Source organism: Pseudomonas sp. BNK-7, assembly GCF_048072025.1.
GTDB classification, from domain to species: Bacteria; Pseudomonadota; Gammaproteobacteria; order Pseudomonadales; family Pseudomonadaceae; genus Aquipseudomonas; species Aquipseudomonas danubii.
The window spans coordinates 5118609-5136670 of record NZ_CP182252.1 but is presented as its reverse complement, the minus strand read 5'-3'; the positions used below and the strand labels follow the sequence as shown (position 1 = coordinate 5136670).

Here is an 18062-nt window from a genome sequence, read left to right as displayed (position 1 = left end):
CTCTCATTTGCAAGCACGGCAGCCCTTCATGGACGACACCCCACGCAACAGCACCGCAGGAGCGCCTGTGGACCTTCATTTCCTTTAGCGCCGACGACGTTTTCCCGTTCATTCCAAGGGCCTGGCACCTCAGGTCCAGGGCCGCTTTTTGCGTCAAAAAACTCAGGAGACAGCATGTCCACTTTCGATGATCTGCAGGATTGCCCCTCTTGGCCCGAGGCCTTTGCCCAGCGCTATCGCCAGGCCGGTTACTGGCGCGATGAAACCTTTGGCGACCTGCTGCGGGTGGCGGCCCAGGCTTTTGCCGAGCGCGAGGCGCTGACCGATGGCGAACAGCGCCTGAGCTATCGGCAGTTGGACCTGCGGGTCGATCAACTGGCCGCCGGCCTGTACCGCCTGGGCTTGCGCGCCGGGGACAATGTGGTCCTGCAATTGCCCAATCGCAGCGCTTTCGTCGAAACCTGCTTTGCCCTGTATCGCCTCGGCGTGCGGCCGATCTTCGCTTTGCCGGCGCACCGGCATCTGGAGATCGGTCGTTTCTGCGAATTCGCCCAGGCCCGGGCCTACCTGTGCACCGACTGTGACGCCGGCTTCGATTACCGGGCCATGGCCCGGGATCTCAAGGCCGGTAATCCGCACCTGGAGTGGGTGATAGTGGCCGGCGAGGCCGAGGAATTCACCGCCCTTGATGGCCTGTATGACCCGGCCCCGTCGCCGGCTTTCCCGGCGCCGAGTGCCGATGCCGTGGCCTGCTTCCAGTTGTCCGGCGGCTCCACCGGGATTCCCAAGCTGATTCCGCGGCGGCACAACGAATACCTCTACAACCTGCGGGCCAGCGTCGAGCGCTGCGGTTTGTCCAGTGCCAGCGTGTACCTGGCGGTGCTGCCCATGGCCCACAACTTTCCCATGTGCTGCCCGGGGTTCATGGGCACCTTGTCGGTCGGCGGGCGCGTGGTGCTCGGCCACTCGCCAAGCCCGGAGGTCTGTTTCGAACTGATCGAGCGCGAAGCCGTCACCCATACCGCCCTGGTGCCGCCCCTGGCCCTGGTCTGGATGGAAGCGGCCCAGGCTCGCGGACGGGGACTTTCCTCGTTGCAGCTGCTGCAGGTGGGCGGGGCCAAGCTCAGTTTCGAGGCCGCGCGGCGTATCGAACCGGTGCTCGGTTGCCGCCTGCAGCAAGTGTTCGGCATGGCCGAAGGGCTGATCTGCTACACCGACCCGCAAGACCCGCCCCAGCGGGTGCTGCACACTCAGGGCCGGCCCCTGTCGCCGGCGGACGAAATCCGCGTGGTGGACGAGCAGGACCAGCCCGTCCCGGTGGGCCAGGTGGGCCAGTTGCTGACCCGTGGCCCCTACACCATCCGCGGCTATTACCGCTATCCCGAGCACAACGCCCAGGCCTTCACCGCCGACGGCTTCTATCGCACCGGTGACCGGGTGCAGCTCACCGCCGACGGCTACCTGATGGTGGAAGGGCGGGACAAGGACCTGATCAACCGCGGCGGTGAAAAGATCGCAGCCGAAGAAGTGGAGAACCTGCTGCTGAGCCATCCGGCGGTGGCCGACATCGCCCTGGTGGCGATGCCCGATGCCTTCCTCGGCGAGCGCACCTGCGCCTTCGTTATTGCCCGTGGCCAGGCGCCCCGGGCTGTGGAACTGCTGCGCCATCTGCGGGCCCAGGGCCTGGCGGCGTTCAAGCTGCCGGATCGCTTCGAGTTCATCCCGGCCTTTCCCCAGACCGGGGTCGGCAAGGTCAGCCGCAAACACCTGCGTGAGGCCATTCAGGCCTTGTACTTCGGTGCTGAGGCCCAAGGCCGGGTGGGAACTGATGCCCGTGGCTGAACAACCAGGATTGACTGACCTGTTGCAACCGGTGCGCGGACGTCTGCTGGCGGCGATGCTGTTGCAGGTGCTGGCGGCGCTGGTGGGCCTGCTGCCGCTGATGGCCGTGGCCGAACTGGCGCCGCTGCTGCTGGCGGGCGAGCTGGATATGGACCGCGCGGGCTTCTGGCTGCTGGCCGGGGGCGGGGCCTTGCTCCTGCGTCTGCTGGGGCTGGCGGCGGGGTTGCAGATCACCCATCTGGCCGACAGTGACCTGCAGCGCCATCTGCGCCAGCGCATCGCTGCCCATCTGGCGCGGGTGCCCCTGGCCTGGTTGGGTGGCCAGCGGCAAACCGCCGAGCGGGTGTTGCTGGAGGATGTCGGCGCCCTGCATCAATTGGTGGCGCACCTGCCCAACAATCTGGTGGCGGCCCTGGTGGTGCCCTTGGCCAGCCTGATCTACCTGCTGACGGTGAGCCTGCCCATGACCCTGGCGGTGCTGGCGCCGCCGCTGGTTGCGCTGTGGCGCCTGCGGGTGATGCGTACCCCGGCGTACCACGCCGAGCGCCAGCGCCTGGGCGCGGCCATGGGCACGCTGTCGACGGCGACCCTGAACTTTGTGCAGAGCATTGCCATGGTCAAATCCTTTGGCCGGGTGGAGCGGGTGCAGGACGACTTCTTCAAGGCCGTAGAGGATTTCGGCCGTTTCTTCTCCCAGTGGGTCGAGCGCTGGGCCGGCCTGGGGGCCAGTGTCGAAGTGTTGCTTTCGCCTCTGCTGGTGTTGGCCCTGGTGCTGGTGGCCGGGGTGGCGCTGATTGCCGGCGGCTGGCTGCAGCCGGCGCAGTTGCTGGCGTTTGCCTTGCTGGGCCCGGCCCTGGCGGCGCCGGTGGCGGCCCTGGGCCATGGCGCCGATTCCCTGGTCCAGGGCCGGGCGGCGGCGCAGCGCATCAGCGCGGTGCTGAGCACGCCGGTGCTGGCGCAGCCGGCGTTCTCCCGAGAGCCCGAAGGTGCCCTGGTGACCTTCGATTCCGTGGACTTCAGCTACCCCGACGGCACTCAGGTGCTGCGGGGCATCGATCTGTGCCTGCAGCCCGGCACCCTGACCGCCCTGGTGGGGGATTCCGGGGCCGGCAAATCCACCCTGGCCACCTTGCTCGCGCGCTTTGCCGATGTCAGCGCCGGGGCGATCCGCATCGGCGGTGTCGACCTGCGGGACATGGACAGCGCGACCCTGTATCGCCAGGTGGCCTTTGTCTTTCAAGAGGTGCGTCTACTGCGCACCAGCGTCCTCGACAACCTGCGCCTGGGGCGCCCCGAGGCCGGCCTCGCAGAGGTCGAAGAGGCGGCTCGGGCCGCGCAGATCCACGAGCGCATCTGCGCCTTGCCCGAGGGATATCACACCCTGCTGGGGACCGGCGTGCAGTTGTCCGGCGGCGAGGTCCAGCGCCTGGGCATTGCCCGGGCCATGCTCAGCCAGGCACCGATCCTGGTGCTCGACGAGGCCACCGCGGCCAGCGATCCGCAATCCGAAGCGGCGATCCAGCAGGCGCTGTCGCGGTTGGCAGCGGGGCGCACGGTGCTGGTGATCGCCCATCGCTTGAGCAGCATCCAGGACGCCGACCAGATCGCCGTGCTCCAGGGCGGGCAATTGCGCGAGTGCGGTCGGCACCAGGCCTTGCTGGATCAGCAGGGAGTGTATGCCGGACTCTGGGCGGCGGAGCAGTTTGGCGCGGCCCCGTTGACGAGGGCCCTGTCATGATCGCTGCCCTGTTACGCAGCTTGCAGCCCAAGGAAGCCGGCCTGCTGCGCCGGGCGCTGCTGGCCATGGCGGCCAGTGCCTTGGCCCAGGGCCTGGCGCTGGCCTTGCTGCCCATGGCGTTTGCCGGTGTCTTCGACGCCGCGTCGGGCAAGGCGCCCTGGCTCTGGGCCGGGGCTTTTACCGGGTTCGCCGGGCTGTGCCTGGGGTTGCGCCGCCATGCCCAGCTGGCCGGCTACAGGGCCGGGGCGGCGGCCGCGCAGTCGCTGAACCTGCGCATCGGCCAGCAGTTGGCGCGCCTGCCCCTGGAGTGGTTCGTCGAGCGGCGTGGCGCCGAGCTCAACCGCCTGGTGACCCACACCGTGGCGCAGATCATGAGTGCCCCGGCGCACCTGCTGCAGCCCATGGCCAACGCCTTGCTCACGCCCCTGGCGTTGCTGCTGGCGCTGTTTTTCTATGACCGCTCCATGGCCCTGGCCGCCTTGGCCAGTGTGCCCCTGCTGCTGTTGTTCTATCACTGGGGCGTGCGTTGGGGCGGGCAGGCCGAGCGCCTCAGCGAAGCGGCGGCCGGCGAAGCGGCGGCGCGGGTCCTGGAGTTCCTGCGGCAGCAGCCGCTGCTGCGCTCCAGCGGGCGCAACGGTGAAGGTTTCAGCCTGCTGGGCGAGGCTTTGCAGCAACAGCGTCAGGCCCAGCGCCAGGCCCACTGGCGCACCTTTCCGGCAGCCCTGGGGTTGGTGGTGGTGCTCCAGGCCGGCTACACCGCCGTGTTGCTGTGCGGGCTCTACGCGGTCCTCGGTGGCAGTCTCGGGGCCGTGCAATACCTGGCCCTGGCGGTGCTCGCCACTTGCCTGGTGGAGCCCATGGGCGCCCTGGTCAACCTGGGCACCACGTTGCGCCAGACCCGCCACGGCGTGGACAGCCTGTGCCAGTTGCTGAACCTGCCGCCCCTGCCGGAGCCGAGCGAGCCCCAGACGCCGCAGGGGCAACGGGTCGAGGTGCGGGAGCTGGGGCTGGTGCGCCAGGGCCGAGCGCTGCTGCAGGACATCAGCTTCGAGCTGGAACCGGGCTCCCTGAACCTGCTGGTGGGGGCCTCGGGCTCCGGCAAGTCGAGCCTGTTGCGCTTGCTGGCGCGCTTTTGCGATGTCAGCAACGGCGCCATCCTGCTGGGGGGCGTGGACCTGCGCCAGCTCTCGGCCCGGCAGCGCGACCAGGACATTGCCCTGATGTTCCAGGACTGTCCGCCGCTGGCCGCCAGCCTGCTGGACAACCTGCGCCTGGGCCGCCCCGAGGCCAGTGAGGCGCAACTGATGGCCGCCGCCCACGCCACCGGCCTCGACCGCCTGGCTCAGCGTCTGCCCCAGGGCTGGCAGACCCGGGTGGGCGAGGGCGGTGTCAGCCTCTCCGGCGGCGAACGCCAGTGCCTGGCCCTGGCCCGGGTCATGCTCAAGGACGCCACGCTGATCCTGCTGGATGAACCCACCGCCGCCTTGGACGCCATCAGTGAGGCGCGGGTCAACCGCAGCCTGCTGCAACTGGCGCGCAAGCACACGGTGCTGCTGGTGACCCACAAGCCGACCCTGGCCCCGCATGCCGCGCAGATCCTCCTACTGGACCAGGGCCGCCTGGCCCAGCGCGGCACCCATGCCCAACTGATGGCGGCTACCGGCCGTTATCGCGAACTGTTCCACGAGCGCGAGGCGATCAATCGCTGGCGCTTGCGACCTACCCCTTCCGTACCCCATAGGACCGTCCACCATGACTGATAACCCAGCACTGGCACGCGCTCATCCAGCGCACGCCGGCCTGAGTCATTCACCCCAAGGCCTCTGCGCGGGCATTGCCCGACTGCTCGACTACGCGCCCGAGGAGCTTGAGGCGGATGTTTCGCTGATCGAGCAGGGTCTCGATTCGGTGAGCATCATGCGCCTGCCGGCGTTGCTGGCCGCCGAGGGCGTGAGCCTGAGTTTTGCCGAGCTTATCCAGCAGCCGACCCTGGACGGCTGGTGGGCGCTGATCGAGGTCCGCCGGGGCCTTGCGGCGCCGTGCTTGCAGGCGGTAGCCGACGCCGGCGACAACGCTGATTTTCCTCTGACCCCGCTGCAACAGGCCTACTGGTTCGGTCGCGATCCGGGCATGCCCCTGGGGGGCGTGGGTTGCCACCTGTATCAGGAACTGGATGGCCAGGACCTGGAACCCCAGCGCCTGGAGCAGGCCGTGCGCCGCCTGTGCCAGCGTCATCCGATGCTGCGGGCCTGCTTTGTCAACGATACCTGCCAGCGCATCCTGCCCCAGAGCCCCTGGCCCGGTCTGACCGTCCACGACCTGCGCCAGGCCTCCAGCGTGGGTGTGGCCCAGACCCTGGAGCAGATTCGTCAGCGCCTGGCGCACCGCTGCCTGGAGGTCAGTCGCGGGGAGGTCTTCGATGTGCAACTGAGTCTGCTGCCCGAAGGCCGTAGCCGTCTGCACCTGAACATCGACCTGCTGGTGGCGGATGTCCTGAGCATTGGCATCCTGCTGCGGGATCTGGCCCTGATCCATGCCGGTCTCGAACAGCAACTGCCGGTGCTGGAGTGGGACTTTGCCCACTACCTGAAAGCCGAGCAGGCGGCCCGGGCGCCGCAACTGGCGGCGGCCCGGGACTACTGGCTGCCGCGCCTGGAGGCGTTGCCCGACGGCCCGCAATTGCCCCTGGCCCGGGAGCCGCAGCAACTGGGTACGCCACGCTTCCAGCGTCTGGCCATGCGCCTGGATACAGCCCAGTTGCAGGCCCTGGAGCACAAGGGCCGGCAGCACGGCCTGACCCTGGCCAGCGTGCTGGCCTGTGCCTATGCCCAGGTGCTGGGGCGCTGGAGCGCCAGTCAGCATTTCCTGCTCAACGTGCCGCTGTTCAACCGCCAGGAACTGCACCCTTGCGTGCCCCACTTGCTGGCGGATTTCTCCAATCTGGTGCTGCTGGAAGTGGATCAGCGCCAGCCCCTGGATTTCTGCCAGCAGGCCCTGGCGCTGCAGGCTCAGTTGCACCGGGATATCGCCCATAGCGCCTGGCCCGGGGTCGAGGTGCTGCGCGAGCGTGCGCGCCTGCGTCAGGGCGGTGGTCAGGGGGCGCCGGTGGTGTTTGCCTGCAACCTGGGCCCGGCCTTTGTCGATGACACCTGCCGCCAGCAACTGGGCGAGCCCGGCTGGGCGCTGTCGCAGACGCCCCAGGTGTGGCTGGATCACCAGAGCTACCCGATGGCCGACGGCCTGCTGCTGAACTGGGACGCGGTGCAGGGGCTGTTCCCCGAGGGCCTGCTGGAGCAGATGTTCGAAGCCTATCGCACTCTGCTGCTGTGGCTTTGCGAGCATGACTGGCAACAGGTGGCGCCGTTGCCCCTGCCGGCCGACCAGCAGCGGGTGCGCAGCGCGGTCAACGACTGCCGGCACGCAACCCCGGCCCGGCTGTTGCACCAGGGCTTCTTCCAACAGGCCCAGGCCCATCCCGAGCGGCTGGCGCTGATCTGCGACCAGGGCCAGCTGAGTTATGCCGAGCTGGCCCGGCAAGCCCTGCAACTGGCGGGCGCCCTGGTGGAGTGGGGCGTGCAACCCGGCGAGGCGGTGGCGATCACCCTGCCCAAGGGCCGCGAACAAGTGATCGCGGTGCTGGGGATTCTCGCCGCTGGTGCGGTCTACGTGCCGGTGGGCATCGAGCAGCCGCCGGCCCGGCGGGACATGATCTATCAGCGTGCCGGGGTGCGTGTGGTACTCACTGACACGGCTCACCGCGACGGCGGTATCTGGCTCGCCGCACTGCGGGTGGTGACCCTGGCCCAGGCACGCCCGGCAGCCGCCCTGGCGCAGCCTTTGCCGCTTGCGGCCGATGCCCTGGCGTATGTGATCTTCACCTCCGGCACCACCGGTGAACCCAAGGGGGTGGAGCTGTCGCACCAGGCGGCGATGAACACCATCGAGGCGCTCAACCGGCGTTATCGGGTCAGCGCCGAGGATCGGATGCTGGGCGTCTCGGCTCTGGATTTCGACTTGTCGGTGTACGACCTGTTCGGCCTCCTGAGTGTCGGTGGCGCCCTGGTGCTGCCGGCCGACGCCTTGCGCAAGGAGCCCCAGGAATGGCTGCGCCTGATCCGCGAACAGCAGGTCACCCTGTGGAACTCGGTGCCGGCGCTGCTGGACATGCTGACCTTGCAGGTACGGGACGCTGGCGGCCTGGCGGCGTTGCGCCTGGCCATGGTTTCCGGGGACTGGGTCGGCCTCGACCTGCCACGCCGTTTGCGAGAGGCGGCGGGGCGTGAGCTGCAGTTCGTGGCCCTGGGCGGCGCCACCGAGGCGGCGATCTGGTCGAACTGCCAGGACGTGGACGTGGTGCCCGGGCACTGGCGTTCGATCCCTTATGGCCGGCCCCTGGACAACCAGTGCTTCCGGGTGGTGGACAGCCAGGGCCGGGATTGCCCCGACTGGGTGCCGGGCGAGCTGTGGATCGGCGGCGCCGGGGTTGCCGCGGGCTATCGCGGCTTGCCCAGCCTGAGTGCCCAGCGCTTTGTCGAGCATGACGGCGCGCGCTGGTACCGCACCGGCGACCAGGGTCGCTACTGGGCCGACGGCACCCTGGAGTTCCTCGGACGCCTGGACCATCAGGTCAAGGTCCGCGGCTTTCGCATCGAACTGGCGGAAATCGACCTGGCCCTGGAACGCCACCCGGCCATCAGTCGCGCCCTGAGCCTGGTGCTGCCCGGCAGCGAGCCACAGTTGGCGGTGGTGCTGGTGGCCCATGAGCCGCTGCCCTCGACCCAGGCCCTGCGGCAGTGGCTGGGCCAATGGCTGCCCGAACACATGCTTCCGGACAGCTGGCTGACCCTGGCCGAGCTGCCGCTGAGCAGCAACGGCAAGGTCGATCGCGCGGCCTTGCTGTGGTTGCTGCAGGAGCAGCGGCGTGGCATCGCGCCGCACAGCGCCGAGCCTCCTCAAGGGGAGTGGGAAGAGGCCGTGGCCGCCCTTTGGCAGGAGTTGCTGGAGGTGCCACAGGTGGGCCGGCACCAGGGCTTCTTCGCCCTGGGTGGCAACAGCCTGCTGGCCGCCCGCCTGATCGAACGCATCGCTCGGCAGTTCCAGGTGGAACTGTCGCTCAAGGACTTTTTCAACGCGGCCACCGTGGCCCTGCTGGGGCAGTTGCTCGCCTCGCGCCGGGAACAGCGGCCCGTCACTCAGAACGCAATGGTGGAGGGCGTGTTATGACGCTGCAGCAACTGCAACAGGATCTGCAACAACTGGGCGTGGAGCTCTGGGAAGAACAGGGCCGCCTGCGTTATCGGGCCCCGGCTGGGGTCATGGACGACGCGCGCCTGCAGCAACTTCGGCAACACAAGGACGCGTTGCTGCAACAGTTGCAGGCGGCGCAGATGCCGACCCTGGAGGCCGACCTGCCGGCCCGGGAAGAACCCTTCCCGCTGACCGATGTGCAGGCGGCCTATCTGCTGGGCCGCACCACAGCCTTCAGCTTTGGCGGCGTGGCCTGCCACGGTTATCTGGAGTTCGCCCAGCAGGACCTCGACCCGCTGCGCCTGGAACAGGCCTGGAACCAGCTGATCGCCCGTCACGAGATGCTCCGCGCCGTGGTGCTGGAGGAGGGCTATCAGCGCATCCTGCCCCAGGTGCCCCATTACGCCATTGCGCACCACGACCTGAGCCAGGACGACGGCAGTGCCTTGCAGGCCCTGCGCGAGCGAATGGAACTGCGCCGCGCCACGCCTCAGCAATGGCCCTTGATCGAATTGTGCGTGAGCCAGGGCCGCGACACCTCGCGCCTGCACCTGTCGGTGGACCTGCTGGTGTGCGACTACCAGAGCGTGCGCATGCTGCTGGCCGAGTTGCAGCAGCTGTACCGCGGCGAGGCCCTGCCGGCACCGGCGCAGATCAGCTTCCGCGACTACGTGCTGGGCGAGCGGCGCCTGCGCGAGCAACCGCGCTACCAGCGCGACCGTGACTACTGGTGGGCGCGGGTCGACAGCCTGCCGGGGGCACCGGAGCTGCCGCTGCTGGGGGCACCCACCGGGCCACGCTTCCAGCGCCGGGCCATGAGCCTGGAAGCGCGGGACTGCAACGCCCTGCGCCTGAATGCGGCCGCCGCCGGGGTCGGCGTGTCGGCGGCGATCCTCTCGGCCTACGCCGAAACCCTTGGGCGCTGGAGTCGGCGCGGACACTTCTGCCTGAGCCTGACCCTGCTCAATCGCCTGTCCCTGCACCCTCAGGTCGACCGCTTGGTGGGGGATTTCAGCTCGGTGGAACTGCTGGAAGTGCAGACCCTGCAAGGGGGCAGTTTCGGCCAGCGCAGCCAGCAGTTGCAGGAACGGCTGTGGCAGGACATGGACCATCGCCTGTGCTCGGGCATCGAAGTGCTGCGCGAGCTGGCGCGGCGCAAGGGCCAGGATGCGGCGCTGATGCCGTACGCCTTCACCAGCACCCTGGGTGCCGGCGGCGAAAGCGGCGGCGGGGCCTTCATGCCGGGAGCCGAGCTGGTGTTCGGCATCAGCCAGACGCCCCAGGTGCTGATCGATTGTCAGGTCAGCGAACGGGACAACGGCCTGGCGATCAACTGGGACATTCGCGAAGGGGTGTTCAGCGAGGCGCTGCTCGACGACTTGTTCGATACCTTCGAACGGCTGCTCAAGCGCCTGGCCCGGGAACCCTCGGCCTGGACCCTGGACGATTGCCTGGAATTGCCGGCGGCCCAGCGCCTGCAACGCGAGCTGGTGAACCAGACAGCGGCGCCGTTGCCCACCGGCGGGCTGCATGAGCCGTTCTGGCGTCAGGCAACTGCAGCGCCGCAGCGTGTGGCCTTGATCCAGGGCGCCGGGCAACTGAGCTACGGCGAACTGGCCGGACGCGCCGAGGCCGTGGCCGAGGCCCTGCTGAACGCCGGCTGCCAGCCGGGAGAGCGGGTCGCGGTGTGCATGGACAAGGGCCTGGAGCAGGTGATTGCGGTGCTGGGCATTCTGCGGGCCGGGGCGGCCTACCTGCCCCTGGACACCAACCAACCCGAGGCCCGGCGCCAGTTGATTCTGGATAACGCCGAGGTCGGCCGGGTGCTCAGTCAGTCCTGGTTGAGCGATGAGTTGTGCTGGCCGGCACGGGTGACCCAGGTGATCCAGGTCGATCAGAGCCCGCTGGCGGCGCAAGCTCCGTTGCCGGTGCTGGACATCGATCCGCAGCAGTTGGCCTACGTGATCTACACCTCCGGCTCCACCGGGGTGCCCAAGGGCGTGATGATCAGCCATCAGGCGGCGCTCAATACCATCGTCGACATCAACCAGCGCTTTGCCATCGGCGCCGAGGATCGGGTCCTGGCCCTGGCCAGCCTGGGCTTCGACCTGTCGGTGTATGACCTCTTCGGCCTGCTGGCCGTGGGCGGCGCCCTGGTGCTGCCCGACCCGCAACGCCGCGCCGATCCTTCGCACTGGGCGGCGTGCGCCCGGGAGCACGGGGTAACCCTGTGGAACTCGGTGCCGGCGCAATTGCAGATGCTTACCCACTACCTGCAGGCAGTGCCGTCGATGGCGCCCGGTGCCTTGCGCCTGGCGCTGCTGTCGGGGGACTGGATTCCCCTGAACCTGCCGGCGGAGGCTGCCCAGCTGTTGCCGCAGTTGCGGCTGATCAGCCTCGGGGGGGCCACGGAAGCGGCCATCTGGTCGATCTACTACCCAATCACCCAGGTCGATCCGCAGTGGCGCAGCATTCCTTACGGCGCGCCCCTGGCCAACCAGCGCTTCATGGTCCTCGACGAGCAGGGCCGCGACCGTCCTCAAGGGGTGGCCGGTGAGCTGTACATCGCCGGTAGCGGCCTGGCCCTGGGTTACCTGGGGGACGCCGAGAAAACCGCCGAGCGTTTCGTCGATCACCCCCGCAGCGGCGAGCGCCTGTACCGCACCGGCGACCTGGGCCGCTACCTGGAAGATGGCCTGATCGAGTTCCTTGGTCGCGAGGATTTCCAGGTCAAGGTGCGCGGTCATCGCATCGAGCTGGCGGAAGTGGAAAGTGCACTGCTCAGCCATCCCCATGTGGAGTCCGCGGTGGTGGTGGCCGCTGGCGAAGGGGCTTTCGAACGGCGACTGCAGGCCTGCTTGCGGGCCAGTCTGCGGGACATGCCGCTGGCCTGGCCGGAGCAGCTGGAGGCGCGTACCCAGGCCGCGGCCCAGGCCGTGCGCGGTGATCTGAGCGATGCCCTGGTCAGCGAGATGTCGGCCTGTGTCGAGCGCGCCGCGCTGCTGTCCATGGGCCTGGCCCTGCAGCGTCCCGGGCTGTTCCAGCAGGCGGGGCAGTGTCACTCCCTGGAAGAGGTATGGGCCTTGAGCGAGGTCGCGCCGCGCAACCAGCGCTTGATCCGGCGCTGGTTGCAGGCCCTGGCCCAAGAAGGGCTGGTGCAGCATGACCGGCAGTCCGGTGGTTACTCGGACCTGCGGGTGCAGCGCGAGGAATACCTTCAGCTGTGGCAGCGCATCGACGCCTTGGAGCCTCGCGTAGGCTGGGGCGCCGAGGTCCTGCGTTATTTGCGCGAGAGCCAGGAGCAACTGCCGGCGCTGATGAGCGATCAGCTGGACCCGCTGCACCTGCTGTTCCCCGAGGGCCGTACTGATACCGCCGAGGGCGCCTACCGCAAGAACCTGATCAGCCAGTACCTGAACCAGGCGGTGTGCGCCGCGGTGCAGGAGATCATCCGCCAGCGTCCTGCCGGCCAGCGCCTGCGCCTGCTGGAGATCGGCGCTGGGGTCGGCGGCACCAGCGCCGATTTGATCCCGGCCCTGGACGGCCTGCCGGTGGACTACCAGTTCACCGACCTGTCGCAGTTCTTCCTCAACGAGGCCCGGGAACATTTCGCCGCCTATCCCTGGGTCAGCTACGGGCTGTTCGACCTCAACCAGGACCACTGGGCCCAGGGCGTGGCCGCCAACTCCCAGGACGTGATTCTCTGCGCCAACGTGCTGCACAACTCGCGGCATGCCAGCCGGGTGCTGGCGCGGCTGCGGGAGATGCTGGCCCCGGGCGGCTGGCTGATCTTCATCGAGGCCACCCGCGACACTTACCAGATCATGGCCTCCATGGAATTCAAGGAAGGCCTGACCGCTTTCGAAGATTTCCGTGCGGAACTGGACACCACCTTCATCCGGCGCGAGCAGTGGCAGCAGTTGCTGCTGGAGGCCGGGGGCGAAACCCCGCTGTGCCTGCCCAAGGCCGATGACGCCATGTCGCAGATCGGACAGCACCTGTTCATCACCCGCTTCAAGAGCGAGCGCCAGACCCTGGAGCCCGAGCCACTGCGTGCCCATCTGGCCCAGCGTCTGCCGGACTACATGATCCCGGCGGACTGGCAGATCCTCGATGAGATGCCCCTGACCGCCAACGGCAAGGTCGACCGCCAGGCCCTGGCCCGGATCGGTGTGGCCGGGCCCGAGCAACAGGTCAACAGCGGCGCGGCGCCGGTGGACGATCTGGAACGCAGCATCGCCGAGGTCTGGCAGGCCCTGTTGCGGGTGCCGGCGGTGGGCCGCGAGCAGGGCTTCTTCGAGCTGGGCGGTGACTCGTTGCTGGTGGCGCAAGTGGTGGGTCGCCTGCGCGAAGCCTTGCCCCAGGCCCGGCAGTTGCCCTGGAGCGACTTGCTGCGGCAGTTGATCAACCAGCCCACCGTGGCGGCCCTGGCCGACTACCTGCGCGGGCAGGGTGGGCAAGGCGATTCACCGCTGGTGCGCATCAGCGACAAGGTGCAGGGCCCGACGCGGATCTTCGTCCACGACGGCAGCGGCACCCTGGCGCCGTATCGCGCGCTGTTCGCTGCCCTGGGGGAAGACGTGCCCCTGGAAGGGCTGGTGCTCAACGACGTGCCGGGGTATCTGGCGCTGGAGCCGGCCACGGCGATTCGCCGGTTGGCCGAGCGCTATGCCGACACCCTGCAGGCCGAAGGCCGGCGCCAGGTGAGCATCGTCGGCTACTGCCTGGGCGGGTTGCTGGCCACCGAACTGGCGGCGTGCCTGGCGGCGCGTTCCATCGAGGTGCTGCAGCTGAGCGTGATCAGCAGCTACCGGGTGCCGTTCATGATCGAGGACGACCTCTTGGCCGAGTACGTGTTCGCCCGGGTGATGCAGGCCGATCCGCTGGTGCTGGGGTATCCCGAGGACGAGCAGGCCATGGAGCGCAGCATCGCCCGGGTCCTGGCCCAGACCCCAGGACGGGTGCCCCAGGGTTCGCTGTTGGCCTTGAGCGACGATGGCCAATGCACCTCGGCCCTGGCCTGTCTGCGGCGCCTGGCAGAGAAGACCCCCGAGCAGCGCCTGCAGGCGATTGCCGAAGCCATGCGCCACGCCGGTTCGCAGTTGAGTGACCTGGACTGGCTGCGCGAGCAATTGCAGGTGTTGCGTCACAGTCTGGCGGCGGTGGCCCTGCATGAGGCCACGCCGTATCAGGGCGACTTGCTGTTCATCCGCCAGAGCGGCGAGGTCCAGGTGCTGCCGGGCATGCACCGCGACATGAGCGCTTACTGGCAGGCTCTGTGCCTGGGCGAACTGCGGGTGGTGGATGTGCCTGGGGATCACTTCAGTTGCATGCAGCAGCCCCAGGTGCAAGCCGTGGCCCGGGCCTTCGACGCCGCCGAGGTGGCGGCATGAGTGGGGCGCTCATTGGTCTGGTCGGCGCGTATGGCAGCGTCGGCCGTCAGGTGGCGCAACTGCTGGCACCCAGGCTTGCCTTGCGCCTGGGCGGACGCGACCGGCAGCAGGCCGAGCAGTTGAACCAGCAGTTGGGGGCGTGCGCCGATGTGCGCGCCCTGGACCTGTGGGATGAGCAAAGCCTGGCCAGCTTTTGCGCCGGCTGCACCCTGGTGATCAATTGCGCCGGGCCCAGCTACCGGATTCTCGACCGGGTGGCCCGGGCCGCGCTGGCGGCGGGCGCCGATTACCTGGATGTGGGCGGCGACGACCCGGTGCACGAGCGTCTGGCCGGTCAAGTGCCCGCAGGGCGCCGGGTGCTGTTGTCGGCGGGCATGCTGCCGGGGCTGTCGGGGGTGTTCCCGCGGTTGCTGGCGCAGTCCTTCCAGCGAGTCGACGAGATGCGCTGCTATGCCGGCGGCCTGGGACGGCTGTCCGCCACGGCCGCCGAAGACTTCCTGCTGAGCCTGGGCAATGGCTTCGGCCAGGCCCAGTGCGGCTGGCGCGAGGGGCGGGTGGTGCGCAGCACGGGCAGTGCCCGGCAGCCTCTGCAACGGGACTGGCTGCCGGTGGCTGGGGTACAGGCCTATCCCTACCTGAGCACCGAGCAGCAGCGCTTGTTCAGTGACCTGCAAGTGCCCCATGGACAGGGCTTCAACCTGTTCGAAGGCGGGCAACTGGCGGCGACTTTGCAGCGTATCCAGGGCTCGGCGCCAGAGGCGCGCAACACGCCGCAGAACATCGCCGCGCTGGTTCAGGCCAGTGCCCTGGATGTGGCCGGACGGCGGCCGTACCAACTGCTGGCGGTGGAGCTCGACGGCCTGCGTGATGGCCGCCCGCAGCAGGCCAGTGCCTGGTTGCGGGCCGGCGACGGTTCGCGGTTGACCGGCAGCGTCGCGGCGTTTTGCGCGCTGCATTGGCAGCTATTGCCCCAAGGCCTGCATTACGCGGCCCAGGTGCTGGATGCCCAAGCCTGCCTGGAGCAGATCTGTCAGTGGTTGCCGGACACCCGGGTCAGCCTGGGCCTGAGCGCCGGTACGCCACTGGCCGAGCTAGAGGAGGGTGTGCTGTGAGAAAGGCTCCCAGTGCCTGGCTGCGCCGTTACCCGCAGCCGCAACCGCCGCGCTGCCGGCTGGTGTGCCTGCCCCATGCTGGGGGCAGCGCGAGTTTTTTCAATGACTGGCGGGCGTTGTTGCCCGCCGATATCGAGTTGATCAGCGTGCAGTACCCGGGGCGTGAAGAGCGCCTCAACGAGACCTGGCCCGGCAGCCTGGAGTGGATGGCGGGCACTATCACTCGGGCCCTGTCGGACCTGGTGGACCGGCCGCTGGTGCTGTTCGGCCACAGCATGGGCGCGGCCCTGGCCTATGAAGTGGCGGGGCGCATGCAGCAGCAAGGCTCGGCCCCTCAGCGCCTGATTGTGTCAGCACACCCGGCGCCCCATCGCCAGCGCCACAGCGAGCTGCACCTGGGGTCGGACGAGGCGTTGCTGGCGGATGTACGGCGCCTGTCCGATGGCGCGCCGTCCCTGTTGGACGACCCGACGCTGCGCGACCTGTACCTGCCGGCACTGCGTAACGACTATCGGCTGATCGAGTCCTATCGCGGCGACATCGGCCGCGCCCTGGACCTGCCCCTGAGCGTGTGCCTGGGGGGCCAGGACCCTGAAGTCGATGCGGACGAAGCCTATGCCTGGGCCGAGGTCAGCGCCCAGGTCACCGACTTCCAGAGTTTCCCCGGTGCTCACTTCTATCTGCGCGAGCAGCAAGCTGAAGTGCTGCGGCACCTGACCCGGCTGCTGGCCGGCCACGGCGAGCAGCCGTGGCACTGCTGGCCCTCGACCCCGTGAATTTTCCCTTGGTAGTCATCAACATGAAAACCCCCGAGCAATGCAGCGCCCTGGAAGACATCCGCTGGGCGATCGACACCCTGGACCAGCAGATCATCCAGGCCCTCGGCCAACGCCTGGCCTACGTCAAGGCGGCCGCACAATTCAAGCCGACCCAGGACAGCATCGCCGCGCCGGAGCGGGTCGCGGCGATGCTCCCGCAGCGTCAGCAATGGGCCGAACAGGCGGGCCTGGACCCGATGTTCGTGGTGCCGCTGTTTGCCCAGATCATCCACTGGAACATCGCCCAGCAAGTGCGCCACTGGCGCGTTCAGCGCGGGCTTGAGCAAGGAGTCGGCAATGAATGAGTCGTGCCTGTCCGGACTGACCCAGGCCCTGCGTGAAGGCGAGGCCCAGGCTCGGCGCAAGAGTCGCGCGGTACTGGTGGTGTTCAGCCTGGCCGCCGAGCGCCTGGAGCCACTGCGGCTGTTTGCCGCCAACCGCCAGGTGTTCGGCCAGAGCCTGTTCTGGTCCAGCGAGCAGGGTGCTCTGGCCCTGGCCGGGTTCGGCTGCACCGAGGAAATCAGCCCGCCGGCCGCCGAGCGCTTTGCCGCCAGTACCCAGGCCTGGCGCCAGCTGCTGGAGCAGGCCCATCAGGTCGGCCCGCGCAAGGCTTATCTGTGCGGCGGCTTCGCCTTCGATCCCCAGGGGCCGCGCAGTACTCAGTGGCAGTCGTTCGCCGCCACCTCCCTGGTGCTGCCACGGATTCTGTTGTTGCGCGAAGGCGAACAGCAGCACTGGCTGTTCAGCCTGTGGATCGAGCCGGGCGCCGATGTGGCCCATTGCGCTGCCGGCCTTGCGGCGGAATGGAACCTGCTGCAGGTCCGCTATGCCCATGCACCGTCACTGCAGGTGCCGGTGGGCACCCGGCAGGACGACGACGCCCCGGGCGCCGAGCAGTGGCAGGCCACCGTCGCCGGCGCCATCGGCCGGATCAACGCCGGTGAACTGAGCAAAGTGGTGCTGGCCCGGGAAGTCTGCCTGCGGGCCCCGCGCAGCATTCCCTGCGGCCCCTTGCTGGAGAACCTCAGGGCGGCCTATCCCCAGGCCTTCCTGTTTGCCTTCAGCCGCGGCGACAGTTGCTTCCTCGGCGCCACCCCCGAACGTCTGGTGCGCGTGGCCCGGGGCACCTTGAACACCGTGGCCCTGGCCGGCACCTGCGCCCGCGGTCAGCACGAGCAACAGGACGCCGAATTGGGCCAGGGCCTGATGGACAGCGCCAAGGATCGCCACGAGCACGCCCTGGTGGTGCAGACCCTGCGCGAAGCGCTGCAGCCCTATTGCGCCATGCTGGAGATTCCTGCGCAGCCGCAACTGCACCGCCTGGCCCACGTCCAGCACCTGCTGACCCCGGTGCTGGGGCGGTTGCGGCCCCAGGTGGACCTGCTGCAACTGGTCGACGCCCTGCACCCGACCCCGGCGGTGGGCGGCCTGCCCCGGGTCAAGGCCCTGGGGTATATCCGCGCGCATGAGCAACTGGACCGTGGCTGGTACGCCGCCCCGGTGGGCTGGCTCAACGCCGAGGGCGATGGCGAGTTTGCCGTGGCCCTGCGCTCGGCCTTGATTCGCGGCAACCAGGCGCACCTGTTTGCCGGTTGCGGGATTGTCGGTGAGTCGGACCCCGCGAGTGAGTACCAGGAAACCTGCCTGAAGTTGCGCACCATTGGCGACGCGTTGTGTCCGCCAGCGGCCTTGCCGAGCGTGGCCGTGAGCGGCGGGCAGAGCGCCTTGTAGCCGCTGCTGAAGGCTGCGAACGAGCCGCAGGTGTGCAGCGATCCTGAGGGCGTCGAGGCCCCTTCGGTGCCTTGCGCAGCCTGCGGCAGCGGCTACACAGAGGGTTTCCTGTAGCCGCTGCTGAGCCCGCGAAGCTGCGCAAAGGCCCGCAGGGCCTTGCCTGGCGACCCCAGCCAAGCCC

9 protein-coding genes are annotated in these 18062 nt (G+C 68.8%); all 9 read left to right on the top strand.

Annotation, left to right across the window (positions count from 1 at the left end; genetic code table 11):
* Positions 1–174: 174 nt before the first annotated feature.
* Genes ACMGF8_RS23270 through ACMGF8_RS23230 form a run of 9 tightly spaced genes read left to right on the top strand, consistent with a single transcriptional unit; the run spans position 175 to position 17881 of the window.
* A complete protein-coding gene (locus tag ACMGF8_RS23270; protein ID WP_250330710.1) occupies positions 175–1842 on the top strand; it encodes a (2,3-dihydroxybenzoyl)adenylate synthase in 1668 nt (555 codons plus the stop codon).
* On the top strand, positions 1829–3580 hold the full coding sequence (locus ACMGF8_RS23265) for an ABC transporter ATP-binding protein (RefSeq protein ID WP_416757272.1): 1752 nt from the start codon (positions 1829–1831) through the stop codon (positions 3578–3580). The genes ACMGF8_RS23270 and ACMGF8_RS23265 overlap by 14 nt, the downstream gene beginning before the upstream one ends.
* Positions 3577–5340 carry an ABC transporter ATP-binding protein gene (locus ACMGF8_RS23260; RefSeq protein WP_102863104.1) on the top strand — a complete coding sequence of 588 codons (1764 nt, stop codon included), beginning with the start codon at positions 3577–3579 and terminating at the stop codon, positions 5338–5340. The genes ACMGF8_RS23265 and ACMGF8_RS23260 overlap by 4 nt, the downstream gene beginning before the upstream one ends.
* A complete protein-coding gene (locus tag ACMGF8_RS23255) occupies positions 5333–8803 on the top strand; it encodes an amino acid adenylation domain-containing protein (protein ID WP_416757270.1) in 3471 nt (1156 codons plus the stop codon). The genes ACMGF8_RS23260 and ACMGF8_RS23255 overlap by 8 nt, the downstream gene beginning before the upstream one ends.
* Positions 8800–14220 carry an amino acid adenylation domain-containing protein gene (locus ACMGF8_RS23250; RefSeq protein WP_416757268.1) on the top strand — a complete coding sequence of 1807 codons (5421 nt, stop codon included), beginning with the start codon at positions 8800–8802 and terminating at the stop codon, positions 14218–14220. Before ACMGF8_RS23255 ends, ACMGF8_RS23250 begins: the two co-directional genes overlap by 4 nt.
* A complete protein-coding gene (locus ACMGF8_RS23245) occupies positions 14217–15332 on the top strand; it encodes a saccharopine dehydrogenase NADP-binding domain-containing protein (protein WP_416757266.1) in 1116 nt (371 codons plus the stop codon). The genes ACMGF8_RS23250 and ACMGF8_RS23245 overlap by 4 nt, the downstream gene beginning before the upstream one ends.
* Positions 15329–16108: a thioesterase II family protein gene (locus ACMGF8_RS23240; protein WP_102863107.1), complete on the top strand. Its 780-nt coding sequence runs from the start codon at positions 15329–15331 to the stop codon at positions 16106–16108. The genes ACMGF8_RS23245 and ACMGF8_RS23240 overlap by 4 nt, the downstream gene beginning before the upstream one ends.
* Before the next feature lie 23 nt (positions 16109–16131).
* Entirely contained in the window at positions 16132–16455 is a 324-nt protein-coding gene (locus ACMGF8_RS23235) for an isochorismate lyase (protein ID WP_102863566.1), read from the top strand.
* Positions 16448–17881: an isochorismate synthase gene (locus tag ACMGF8_RS23230; RefSeq protein WP_115580313.1), complete on the top strand. Its 1434-nt coding sequence runs from the start codon at positions 16448–16450 to the stop codon at positions 17879–17881. The genes ACMGF8_RS23235 and ACMGF8_RS23230 overlap by 8 nt, the downstream gene beginning before the upstream one ends.
* Positions 17882–18062: the final 181 nt, after the last annotated feature.